At 57.8% G+C, this 11,980-nt stretch carries 11 protein-coding genes and 4 tRNA genes; all 15 read right to left on the bottom strand.

Going from position 1 to position 11,980, the window contains the following annotated elements:
* Window positions 1-19: 19 nt before the first annotated feature.
* Complete coding sequence (gene rpoB, locus ACSZPK_RS26465; RefSeq protein ID WP_437884598.1) at window positions 20-4,093, bottom strand: DNA-directed RNA polymerase subunit beta; 4,074 nt, start codon at window positions 4,091-4,093, stop codon at window positions 20-22.
* 217 nt (window positions 4,094-4,310) lie between these two features.
* Window positions 4,311-4,679, bottom strand: coding sequence for a 50S ribosomal protein L7/L12 (gene rplL / locus ACSZPK_RS26470; RefSeq protein WP_437884599.1), 369 nt, complete (start codon window positions 4,677-4,679; stop codon window positions 4,311-4,313).
* Window positions 4,680-4,756: 77 nt separating this feature from the next.
* Window positions 4,757-5,257: a 50S ribosomal protein L10 gene (gene rplJ, locus ACSZPK_RS26475; protein WP_437884600.1), complete on the bottom strand. Its 501-nt coding sequence runs from the start codon at window positions 5,255-5,257 to the stop codon at window positions 4,757-4,759.
* Between the two features lie 204 nt (window positions 5,258-5,461).
* A complete protein-coding gene (gene rplA / locus ACSZPK_RS26480) occupies window positions 5,462-6,157 on the bottom strand; it encodes a 50S ribosomal protein L1 (protein ID WP_437884601.1) in 696 nt (231 codons plus the stop codon).
* Window positions 6,157-6,588, bottom strand: coding sequence for a 50S ribosomal protein L11 (gene rplK / locus ACSZPK_RS26485; RefSeq protein WP_084307133.1), 432 nt, complete (start codon window positions 6,586-6,588; stop codon window positions 6,157-6,159). The genes rplA and rplK overlap by 1 nt, the downstream gene beginning before the upstream one ends.
* A 119-nt stretch (window positions 6,589-6,707) precedes the next feature.
* Window positions 6,708-7,241 carry a transcription termination/antitermination protein NusG gene (nusG, locus tag ACSZPK_RS26490; RefSeq protein WP_437884602.1) on the bottom strand — a complete coding sequence of 178 codons (534 nt, stop codon included), beginning with the start codon at window positions 7,239-7,241 and terminating at the stop codon, window positions 6,708-6,710.
* A 10-nt stretch (window positions 7,242-7,251) separates the two neighbouring features.
* A complete protein-coding gene (gene secE / locus ACSZPK_RS26495) occupies window positions 7,252-7,620 on the bottom strand; it encodes a preprotein translocase subunit SecE (protein ID WP_437884603.1) in 369 nt (122 codons plus the stop codon).
* Window positions 7,621-7,668: 48 nt separating this feature from the next.
* A tRNA-Trp gene (locus ACSZPK_RS26500) sits at window positions 7,669-7,744 on the bottom strand.
* Between the two features lie 52 nt (window positions 7,745-7,796).
* Window positions 7,797-8,990 (bottom strand): elongation factor Tu, encoded by a 1,194-nt coding sequence (gene tuf / locus ACSZPK_RS26505; RefSeq protein WP_437884594.1) that lies wholly within the window; start codon window positions 8,988-8,990, stop codon window positions 7,797-7,799.
* A gap of 85 nt (window positions 8,991-9,075) precedes the next feature.
* Window positions 9,076-9,151: transfer RNA gene (locus tag ACSZPK_RS26510), tRNA-Thr, on the bottom strand.
* A 25-nt stretch (window positions 9,152-9,176) separates the two neighbouring features.
* Window positions 9,177-9,250 (bottom strand) — tRNA-Gly (locus tag ACSZPK_RS26515).
* 25 nt (window positions 9,251-9,275) lie between these two features.
* A tRNA-Tyr gene (locus ACSZPK_RS26520) sits at window positions 9,276-9,360 on the bottom strand.
* Window positions 9,361-9,491: 131 nt separating this feature from the next.
* Window positions 9,492-10,166 carry an SPOR domain-containing protein gene (locus tag ACSZPK_RS26525; RefSeq protein WP_437884604.1) on the bottom strand — a complete coding sequence of 225 codons (675 nt, stop codon included), beginning with the start codon at window positions 10,164-10,166 and terminating at the stop codon, window positions 9,492-9,494.
* A gap of 7 nt (window positions 10,167-10,173) precedes the next feature.
* Window positions 10,174-10,926 carry a pantothenate kinase gene (locus tag ACSZPK_RS26530; protein ID WP_437884605.1) on the bottom strand — a complete coding sequence of 251 codons (753 nt, stop codon included), beginning with the start codon at window positions 10,924-10,926 and terminating at the stop codon, window positions 10,174-10,176.
* The gene (birA, locus tag ACSZPK_RS26535) at window positions 10,916-11,881 is read right to left on the bottom strand and encodes a bifunctional biotin--[acetyl-CoA-carboxylase] ligase/biotin operon repressor BirA (protein ID WP_437884606.1); all 966 of its coding nucleotides are present in this window, start codon (window positions 11,879-11,881) and stop codon (window positions 10,916-10,918) included. The genes ACSZPK_RS26530 and birA overlap by 11 nt, the downstream gene beginning before the upstream one ends.
* Window positions 11,882-11,980 lie beyond the last annotated feature (99 nt).

Consider the following 11,980-nt stretch of genomic DNA (forward strand, 5'->3'; position numbering starts at 1 on the left):
GCTGCTGATTCACGTCGTGTTATTCGGTTTCCAGCTCGATATCGATGCCGAGCGAACGGATCTCTTTGATCAACACGTTGAAGGACTCCGGCATGCCGGGCTCCATGCGGTGATCGCCATCCACGATGTTCTTGTACATCTTGGTACGGCCGTTCACGTCGTCCGACTTGACCGTCAGCATTTCCTGCAGGGTGTAGGCGGCGCCATAGGCTTCCAGCGCCCAGACCTCCATCTCCCCGAAACGCTGGCCACCGAACTGCGCCTTACCACCCAGCGGCTGCTGGGTAACCAGGCTGTAGGAACCGGTGGAACGGGCGTGCATCTTGTCGTCGACCAGGTGGTTCAGCTTGAGCATGTACATGTAGCCGACGGTGGTCGGGCGCTCGAACTGGTTGCCGGTACGGCCGTCGGTCAGGCGCATCTGGCCGCTTTCTGGCAGGTCCGCCAGTTTCAGCATGGCCTTGATCTCGCTTTCCTTGGCACCGTCGAACACCGGAGTGGCCATCGGCACACCGCCACGCAGGTTCTTCGCCAGGTCCAGGATTTCCTGATCGCTCAGGCTGTCGAGGCTTTCCTGACGGCCGCCGATCTCGTTGTAGATCTCGTGCAGGAACTTGCGCAGTTCGGTGATCTTGCGCTGCTCTTCGAGCATGCGGTTGATCTTCTCGCCCAGGCCCTTGGCCGCCAGGCCCAGGTGGGTTTCGAGAATCTGACCGACGTTCATCCGCGACGGTACGCCGAGCGGGTTGAGAACGATGTCGACCGGCGTGCCATTGGCGTCGTGCGGCATGTCCTCGACCGGCATGATCACCGAGACCACACCCTTGTTACCGTGACGACCGGCCATCTTGTCGCCTGGCTGGATGCGACGCTTGATCGCCAGGTAGACCTTGACGATCTTCAGCACGCCTGGAGCCAGGTCATCGCCCTGCTGCAGCTTGCGCTTCTTGTCTTCGAACTTGTCGTCGAGCAGTTGACGGCGATCGGAGATGTAAGCCTGGGCCTTCTCCAATTGCTCGTTAAGGGCGTCCTCAGCCATGCGCAGCTTGAACCATTGACCACGCTCGAGACCATCGAGGTACTCGTCGGTGATCTCGGTGCCTTTCTTCAGGCCAGCACCACCTTCGGCTTTGGCGCCAACCAGGGCGGAACGCAGACGCTCGAAGGTCGCGCCTTCGACGATGCGGAACTCTTCATTGAGGTCCTTGCGGATCTCGTCCAGTTGCATCTTCTCGATGGAAAGTGCACGGCTATCGCGCTCGACGCCGTCACGGGTGAAGACCTGTACGTCGATGACGGTACCCTTGGTGCCGGTCGGCACGCGCAGGGAAGTGTCTTTGACGTCGGATGCCTTCTCACCGAAGATCGCGCGCAGCAGCTTCTCTTCCGGCGTCAGTTGGGTTTCGCCTTTCGGCGTGACCTTGCCAACCAGAATGTCGCCGGCGCCGACTTCAGCACCGACGTAGACGATGCCCGCTTCGTCCAGCTTGTTCAGCGCGGCCTCACCGACGTTCGGGATGTCAGCGGTGATTTCCTCTGGGCCAAGCTTGGTGTCACGCGCGACGCAGGTCAGTTCCTGGATGTGGATCGTGGTGAAACGATCTTCCTGGACCACACGCTCGGAGAGGCAGATGGAGTCTTCGAAGTTGAAGCCGTTCCACGGCATGAACGCGACGCGCATATTCTGGCCCAGCGCCAGTTCACCCATGTCGGTGGACGGGCCGTCAGCCAGGATGTCGCTACGCGAGACCTGGTCACCCTTGCTTACCAGCGGACGCTGGTTGATGCAGGTGTTCTGGTTGGAACGGGTGTACTTGGTCAGGTTGTAGATGTCGACACCGGCCTCACCGGTTTCGACTTCATCGTCGTTGACGCGGACCACGATGCGGCTGGCGTCGACGGAGTCGATCACCCCACCGCGACGAGCCACGACGCAGACGCCGGAGTCACGGGCGACGTTGCGCTCCATGCCGGTACCGACCAGCGGCTTGTCCGAACGCAGGGTCGGCACCGCCTGACGCTGCATGTTCGAACCCATGAGCGCGCGGTTGGCGTCGTCGTGCTCGAGGAACGGAATCAACGAGGCAGCGACGGAAACGACCTGCTTCGGCGACACGTCCATCAGGGTCACGTCTTCCGGCGCCTTGACGGTGAACTCGTTCAGGTGACGCACCGCCACCAGTTCGTCGACCAGTTGACCTTTGTCGTTCAGGGTCGCGGACGCCTGGGCGATGACGTGATCGGCCTCTTCGATAGCGGAGAGGAACACGATGTCGTCGCTGACCTGACCGCCCTTGACCACACGGTACGGGCTTTCCAGGAAACCGTACTGGTTGGTGCGGGCATAGGCCGCCAGGGAGTTGATCAGACCGATGTTCGGCCCCTCAGGGGTTTCGATCGGGCACACACGGCCGTAGTGAGTCGGGTGTACGTCGCGGACTTCGAAGCCGGCACGCTCACGGGTCAGACCGCCTGGGCCAAGAGCCGAAACACGGCGCTTATGGGTGATCTCGGAAAGCGGGTTGTTCTGGTCCATGAACTGGGACAGCTGGCTGGAACCGAAGAACTCCTTCACCGCCGCCGCAACCGGCTTGGCGTTGATCAGGTCTTGCGGCATCAGGCCTTCGCTTTCCGCCATCGACAGGCGCTCTTTGACCGCGCGCTCGACACGGACCAGGCCAACGCGGAACTGGTTCTCGGCCATCTCGCCGACACAACGGACACGACGGTTACCCAGGTGGTCGATGTCGTCGACGATGCCTTTGCCGTTACGGATATCGACCAGGGTCTTGAGCACGTCGACGATGTCTTCCTTGCTCAGGACACCCGAACCTTCGATCTCGGTACGGCCGATACGGCGGTTGAACTTCATGCGGCCGACGGCAGACAGGTCGTAACGCTCGGCGCTGAAAAACAGGTTGTTGAACAGGGTCTCGGCGGCATCCTTGGTTGGCGGCTCGCCAGGACGCATCATGCGGTAGATCTCGACCAGCGCTTCCAGTTGGTTGCTGGTGGAGTCGATCTTCAGCGTGTCGGAGATGAACGGACCACAGTCGATGTCGTTGGTGTACAGCGTCTCGATGCGGACGACCTGGGCCTTGACGATCTTCGCCAGAATCTCGGTAGTCAGTTCGGTGTTGCACTCGGCAACGATCTCACCAGTGGCCGGATGCACGATGGCCTTGGCGGTGGTGCGACCCAGCACGTAGTCGAGCGGAACTTCCAGCTCTTTGATGCCAGCCTTGTCGATCTGGTTGATGTGGCGCGCGGTGACGCGACGGCCCTGCTCGACGATGACCTTGCCGTTTTCATCCTTGATATCGAAAGCGGCGATTTCACCACGCAGACGCTGGGGAACCAGTTCCAGGTTCAGGGTTTCGCCCTTCACGTGGTAAACGTTGGTCGCATAGAAGGCGTCGAGCACTTCTTCGGTGCTGTAGCCCAGCGCGCGCAGCAGGACGGAGGCCGGCAGTTTGCGGCGACGGTCGATACGCACGAATACCGCGTCCTTCGGGTCGAACTCGAAGTCCAGCCAGGAGCCGCGGTAAGGGATGATGCGCGCGGAGTACAGCAGCTTGCCCGAGCTGTGGGTCTTGCCACGGTCGTGATCGAAGAACACACCCGGCGAACGGTGCAACTGGGAGACGATGACGCGCTCGGTACCGTTGATGATGAAGGTACCGTTCTCGGTCATCAGGGGGATTTCCCCCATGTAGACTTCCTGCTCCTTGATGTCCTTGATCGCTTTGTTCGACGATTCTTTGTCGAAAATGATCAGGCGCACCTTGACCCGCAGAGGAACGGCAAAGGTCACGCCGCGCAGCACGCATTCCTTGACGTCGAAAGCCGGCTCGCCCAGACGATAGCCAACGTACTCCAGGGCAGCGTTGCCGGAGTAGCTGATGATCGGGAAAACGGACTTGAAGGCCGCATGAAGGCCAACGTCGCGGAACTGCTCCTTGCTTGCTCCCGCCTGCAGGAATTCGCGGTACGAATCCAACTGGATGGCCAGGAGGTACGGCACATCCATCACGTCCGGCAACTTGCTAAAGTCCTTGCGGATACGTTTTTTCTCAGTGTATGAGTAAGCCATCAGCGTTCCCCAGCTTGGTCACCTGCTTGTGGCCGCCCCGGCGGGACGACCAGAAAATCGTGCAAACCCTTTTGGTTTGCGCCGCCCTCGGGCGGGATTTCGCGCCATAGACGAGCCATCTTCCAGACCCTGCCCATAACGGAAAAAGGCCGGTGGCATTTGCCACCAGCCATCAGCCTGTCGCTTAACGCTCGGGCTGTAGACGCAAGGTCGTCGCTTACTTGAGCTCGACTTTGGCGCCAGCTTCTTCCAGAGCCTTTTTAGCGGCTTCGGCTTCTTCTTTCGAAGCGCCTTCTTTAACGGTGCCCGGGGCGCCGTCAACAACAGCCTTGGCTTCTTTCAGACCCAGACCGGTCAGCTCACGAACGACCTTGATCACGTTGACTTTCTTGTCACCGGCTTCGGTCAGGACGATGGTGAACTCGGTTTGCTCTTCAGCAGCGGCAGCAGCCGGGCCAGCAGCAGCAACGGTAGCGGCAGCGGCGGTAACGCCGAACTTCTCTTCCATCGCCTTGATCAGCTCGACCACTTCCAGAACGGTTTTCTGGCCGATTGCTTCGATGATGTCTTCGTTAGACAGAGCCATGACTCTAATTCCTGTATTGGGGGACAGCCTTCGCGACCGTCAAATTAAACAAATAAGCGTTGGAAAGATGGCGCGCCTTAGGCGGCAGCGGCTTCTTTCTGGTCGCGGACGGCCGCCAGAGTACGAGCCAGTTTGCTGGTGGCGCCTTGGATCACGCTCATCAGCTGGGAAATGGCTTCGTCGTAGGTCGGCAGAGTTGCCAGCACGTCGATCTGGTTTGCTGCGAGGAACTGGCCCTCGAACGCAGCTGCCTTGATCTCGAACTTATCCTGACCCTTGGCGAACTCTTTGAAGATACGGGCAGCAGCGCCCGGATGTTCATTGGAGAAAGCAAGCAGGGTCGGGCCTTTGAACACGTCGCTGAGGATATCGAATTGAGTACCTTCAACGGCGCGGCGAGCCAGGGTGTTACGCACGACTTTCACGTACACACCAGCAGCGCGGGCCTCTTTACGGAGTCCGGTCATTGCGCCGACGGTCACGCCACGGGCATCAGCCACGACAGCGGACAGACCGGCTTTGGCAGCCTCGTTGACTTCAGCGACGATGGCCTTCTTGTCTTCGAGTTTAATTGCCACGGGTTTACTCCTGGTTTTTACCGTAACGCCGGGCCGAAACCCGGCGGCGTTTTGGTGTCTGATTCGCGAGCGAATCGGGAGCACCATCTGCGTAGGCGATCAGGACGAACCCAATCTTTAAAGCATTCACCACCTACGGTCTTGGACAGCCCCCGCCAGGCAGGGACCCCAATTTTGTCGCCCGACCGTAGCCGGGCATGTCACTTACGCGTCGAGCGATGCCTGGTCGATGACCAGACCCGGACCCATGGTGGTGCTCAGGGTCACGCGCTTGACGTAGATACCTTTCGAAGTCGACGGCTTCAGACGCTTCAGGTCAGCCAGCAGGGCTTCCACGTTCTGCTTCAGAGCACCGGCTTCGAAGCCGACCTTGCCCACGGAGCTGTGGATGATGCCGTTCTTGTCGGTACGGAAACGTACCTGGCCAGCCTTGGCATTCTTGACCGCAGTAGCGACGTCCGGAGTCACGGTACCGACCTTCGGGTTCGGCATCAGGCCACGCGGGCCGAGAACCTGACCCAACTGGCCGACAACGCGCATGGCGTCCGGCGAGGCGATCACCACGTCGTAACTCAGGTCGCCAGCTTTCATTTCGGCAGCCAGCTCGTCCATACCGACTTTGTCAGCGCCGGCAGCCAATGCAGCTTCAACGCCTGGGCCCTGGGTGAACACAGCAACGCGAACGCTCTTGCCAGTGCCGTTCGGCAGAACGGTAGCACCACGAACGACCTGGTCGGATTTACGCGGATCGACACCGAGGTTGATGGCGATATCGAACGACTCGGTGAATTTCACCGCAGACAGTTCAGCCAACAGTTTGGCGGCATCTTCGAAGCCGTATTGCTTGCCAGCTTCGACTTTCTCGGCAATAGCCTTTTGGCGCTTGGTCAGCTTAGCCATTACACACCCTCCACGTTCAGGCCCATGCTGCGCGCGGAGCCAGCGATGGTACGTACGGCAGCATCAAGATCAGCAGCGGTCAGGTCGGCTTGCTTGGTCTTGGCGATTTCTTCCAGCTGGGCACGGGTAACGGTACCGACCTTGACGGTGTTCGGACGAGCCGAACCGCTGGTCAGACCTGCAGCCTTCTTCAGCAGAACAGAAGCGGGGGTGCTTTTGGTTTCGAACGTGAAGCTGCGGTCACTGTATACAGTGATGATCACCGGAGTCGGCAGACCAGGTTCCATGCCCTGGGTCTTGGCGTTGAACGCCTTGCAGAATTCCATGATGTTGACGCCGTGCTGACCCAGAGCCGGACCAACGGGCGGCGACGGGTTGGCCTGAGCGGCCTTCACTTGCAGCTTGATGTAAGCGGTAATCTTCTTAGCCATGAGCTACTCCAGTAACGGGTTCAAACGCCAATCAAGGCTCCCCGGTTGCTAACGCATTTATCCCAGTGACGAAAAAACCCCACAGCCAGCAGCTGCGGGGTATGGGATGCAGTGTTCAGTTAAACCTTTTCGACCTGACTGAACTCCAACTCCACCGGCGTGGAGCGACCGAAAATGAGCACGGCAACATGAATGCGGCTCTTCTCGTAGTTAACTTCTTCGACGACACCGTTGAAATCTGCGAACGGACCGTCAACCACACGAACCGTCTCGCCCGGCTCGAACAACGTTTTCGGCTTCGGCTTGTCACCACTATCAGCAACACGACGAAGAATTGCGTCAGCTTCTTTTTCAGTGATAGGCGCAGGCTTATCGGCAGTACCGCCAATGAAACCCATAACGCGCGGCGTATCCTTGATCAAGTGCCAAGTGGCCTCGTTCATTTCCATCTGAACCAAGACATAGCCAGGAAAGAACTTACGCTCGCTTTTGCGCTTCTGGCCATTGCGCATCTCGACCACTTCTTCAGTGGGGACCAGAATTTCGCCAAACTCATCTTCCATTCCTGCCAGCTTGACGCGCTCGATCAGCGAGCGCATCACATGCTTCTCGTAACCCGAGTAAGCATGCACGACGTACCAACGCTTAGCCACTGAGCAACCCTTAACCGACAATCAAAGAGACAAGCCAGCCCAGCAGGGAATCGAGCCCCCACAGAACCAGCGCCATAACCAGAACAACTGCAACCACGATCATGGTGGTCTGAGTAGTTTCCTGACGGCTAGGCCATACAACCTTGCGAATCTCGGCGCGTGCTTCTTTAGCGAGAACGAAGAAGGACTTACCTTTCCCCGTCTGCAGCGCAACGAAAGCGGCGATACCGGCAAGAACCAGCAACGCCAGTACGCGATACAGGAGCGGCTCAGCAGAAAAATACTGATTACCGACAACACCCACTACAACCAAAGCGACGACAACCAACCACTTCAGAGAGTCAAAGCGCGAGTCTTTAGCTTCAGCCTTGGCGTTCATGAGAAAAGTCCTGTGAGACAAAAGCCAGATTCTTTGTATTCCAGAATCTGGCAGGCCAGGAGGGAATCGAACCCCCAACCTGCGGTTTTGGAGACCGCCGCTCTGCCAATTGAGCTACTGGCCTAAAACTGGTCAGGCCGACCATTATGCCGACCTGACGACTTCAGATCAACCGATTACTCGATGACCTTGGCAACCACGCCGGCACCAACGGTACGGCCGCCTTCGCGAATCGCGAAACGCAGGCCGTCTTCCATGGCGATCGGCTTGATCAGGGTGACAACCATTTTGATGTTGTCGCCCGGCATTACCATCTCAACGCCTTCCGGTAGTTCGCACGAACCGGTCACGTCAGTGGTACGGAAGTAGAACTGCGGACGGTAGCCCTTGAAGAACGGGGTGTGACGACCACCTTCTTCCTTGGACAGAACGTACACTTCCGCTTCGAACTTGGTGTGCGGCTTGATGGTGCCCGGCTTGGCCAGAACCTGACCACGCTCCACGTCGTCACGCTTGGTGCCACGCAGCAGGACGCCACAGTTCTCACCCGCACGACCTTCGTCGAGCAGCTTGCGGAACATCTCGACACCGGTGCAGGTGGTCTTGGTGGTAGCACGCAGACCAACGATTTCGATTTCTTCCTGGATCTTGACGATACCGCGCTCTACACGACCGGTTACGACAGTACCGCGGCCGGAGATCGAGAACACGTCTTCGATCGGCATCAGGAACGGCTTGTCGATGGCACGAACCGGCTCAGGGATGTAGGCATCCAGAGTCTCGACCAGCTTCTTGACAGCCGAAGTACCCATTTCGTTGCCGTCTTCGCCGTTCAGCGCCATCAGCGCGGAACCGATGATGATAGGAGTGTCATCGCCCGGGAAGTCGTAAGTGCTGAGCAGGTCGCGCACTTCCATTTCCACCAACTCCAGCAGCTCGGCGTCATCAACCATGTCGGCCTTGTTCAGGAACACGACGATGTAAGGAACGCCAACCTGACGGGACAGCAGGATGTGCTCGCGAGTCTGCGGCATCGGGCCATCGGCGGCCGAGCAAACCAGGATCGCACCGTCCATCTGGGCAGCACCGGTGATCATGTTCTTCACGTAGTCGGCGTGGCCCGGGCAGTCAACGTGCGCGTAGTGGCGAACAGCCGAGTCGTACTCGACGTGAGCGGTGTTGATGGTGATACCGCGCGCTTTCTCTTCCGGAGCCGAGTCGATCTTGTCGAAGTCGACCTTGGCGCTACCGAATACTTCGGAGCAGACGCGGGTCAGAGCAGCGGTCAAGGTGGTCTTGCCGTGGTCGACGTGGCCAATAGTGCCTACGTTGACATGCGGTTTGTTACGTTCGAATTTTTCCTTAGCCATCTTGACCGTCTCCCATCAATGAATTGAGCGAGTCACGCCGCCATTAAAACAAAGGCAGATATATTCATATCTGCCTTCATTAAAGTGGAGCTCATGAGCGGATTTGAACCGCTGACCTCACCCTTACCAAGGGTGTGCTCTACCAACTGAGCTACATGAGCGAAACATTTCGCACAAACAGGAACCTGGAGCGGGCAGCGGGAATCGAACCCGCATCATCAGCTTGGAAGGCTGAGGTTCTACCACTGAACTATGCCCGCATAGCTTCCTGCATACGCTTGAATCTGGTGGAGGGGGAAGGATTCGAACCTTCGAAGTCGATGACGTCAGATTTACAGTCTGATCCCTTTGGCCGCTCGGGAACCCCTCCAAAAGGAGGCGGCATTTTCATTTCATGCCACCCTACTGTCAAGCATTTTCTCATTAAAAACTTGAGCTTAGCGCTTTTTGACAGCACCTCGACAAGGTCACCCCTGCAAGGCGGGCGCCATTCTATTCAAACTACCCTTTGGTTGCAATGGTTTCGCACGGCATTAATTGATGCTGCAACCCACTGAAATCTTTCGCCATTCCTTGGAGCATCGGCTCGTCGATCAAGCGTCGAGATTCCGGTGCCACTCGCAACCAGTAACTTCGCTGCGCTCGTGGCAACTCTCGTGTCAACGGCTCATAACCTGCATCCTGCAGACGCCGAACCACGCTTTGCGCAGAGTCGCCACGAGGGAATATCCCAAGAGAAATTCCATTGGCCAGATCCCCCTGAGCGATGATGTAGCTATCGATTTTCCTGGCCTGCAACTCCCTGAGCTGGCGCAGAGAGGCCTGTCGGGATGCCAGCGGCGCCAGATAGACCCAATAGTCGACACCTGCAGCCGCATCGATTGATCGAAGCTCGACCCTTATATCAAGAGACACCAGGCGTTGCTCCAACTGGCGCACCTGTACCTCCTGCTGAAAACCACCCAAGAATAAACAAGCTTCTCCACCCGCCACATGCTCTCGGGAAGGAACCTCTTTAGGAACCCCCTCACTCTCACTCAAAAGGCGGATATCCTGCTGACTGCCGCGATATGGCTCCATTGCAGGAACCTCCTTCGCGCGCAAAGGCACCTGCTGCTGATGCCAAACGTAATAGAAGAGATTGAGAACGAGAAAGAGCAGAAAAAACCAGCGCATAAGTGCCTCAAACACCCGGACAGGCTATAGCGAGACCGACGAAGACAAGCTCAGGAAAATGCTTGGAACTCGGCGGCACGACATCTTGCACAAGCAACGCATCCCCCCCGGTAAGGTAGATATCAAAGTCTTCCCCCCACCTACTCGTCGCGAAATCAATCTGCGTTTGTACAAAGCCGCGCAGCATCAGCGAACAACCACGCTCCACCGCTTCCGGGGTAGACGTTCCAGGAACGAGATCAAGCAAGGCCCGCTGGGCTTGATCATCATCGTAACGAATGCGCCTGGTATGCGTTCGAAGCTGATTGCGCATCATCGGTACGCCAGGGCAGATGTAGCCCCCCAAGTGTCGCCCCTCGACAGTAACGAAATCCGAAGTGATTGCAGTGCCAAGATCCAGAACGAGGCATGCCCGACGAGATAAAGAATAAGCCCCTACCACTGCCAACCATCGATCCAGGCCGAGCCGCATATAATCGTCATAGCCATTCTGGACGCCTGCAAGCTCCAGAGCCGGCTTAGCGCAGCATACGTCCACGCTAAAAGTCACTTTAATCAACGCGACGAGGACAGCCGTCTCATCATCGCTGCGCACACTAACGAGACGGCATCCCGCCAAGCCCAGGCTCGAGAACCCCGATACCGCAGCAACCAGCTCCTCATTAGAGGAAACAGTTCCACCAGCAAGCCTCTCGCCCCGCTCCTGAGATAAAAGACGCCACTTGATCAGGCTATTTCCGCAGTCGAGCTCAAGAATCATTGCGCAACCTCAAACTTAGCTCTCCACCACTAAAGCGCTGCTCCGAACCATCAACCAACAATCGCAAGGCACCTTGGTCATCAACCCCCAGGATCACCCCATCGATCGCGCGAGCCCCCATCTGCAGAGATACTTCAGCCCCCTGCCAAAGATGCGACGCCTCCCATTCAGCTCTAATTGAAGGAAAGCCTTCAGACTCATGATGCTTAAGATAGCCATGCAGATGCTTAGCAAGAGACAACGCAAAATCCGTCCGTTCCAGCAACCGACCAAGACAACTACGCAAAGATGTCCAAGGCTGGGAGATGGAGTCGCAACGGGTCGCCGTCATATTCACGTTGACCCCGATCCCCACTACGACTTGACAGCTTCCAGCGGGGTCCCCGGAAAGCTCAATCAAGATGCCCGCGATTTTCTGCCCATTTACCAGAAGATCATTCGGCCACTTCAGCCCAGCACCGATACAACCCGCGCCTTCCAACGCACGCAGCACCGCCAACCCGACTGTCAGGCTCAACCCCTCGAGCAACTGCGCACCACCCTCATGATGAAACCCAAGACTGAAATAAAGGTTTTCCCCATAAGGGCTCGCCCAGACACGACCGCGCCGACCTCGACCACTGATCTGCTGCTCGGCAACCACCAGCAACGGCCCGTCATTGCCCGCAGACAACCTGCGCAAAACCTCTGCATTGGTAGAGTCGACAGACTCAAGCAGGGCAGCTTGCCAACCTAGATGGGAAATACCAGCCGAAAGGCGCTGCCGATCAAGCAAACTGACAGGAGATGACAGCCGATAGCCTCGCCCGCGAACGCTATGAATATCGAGCCCCAAATCGCCTCGCAGAGAGTTCAAGCGCTTCCAGATCGCCGCCCGACTAATACCAAGCACACGACCAATATCTTCACCTGAGTGAAACTCACCATCCTGAAGAATTTCGAGAACCTTACGCATAACCGCCAGCCTTTCGAAGAGTGGCGCATGATAGCGATCCGAAGCTGATCCCGACAGTAGCGCCGCAACAGGCCCGTTGGCTGATATTTTCCCTCGCCC

Origin of the sequence: Pseudomonas sp. LRF_L74, assembly GCF_965644255.1 — a bacterium.
GTDB lineage: Bacteria > Pseudomonadota > Gammaproteobacteria > Pseudomonadales > Pseudomonadaceae > Aquipseudomonas.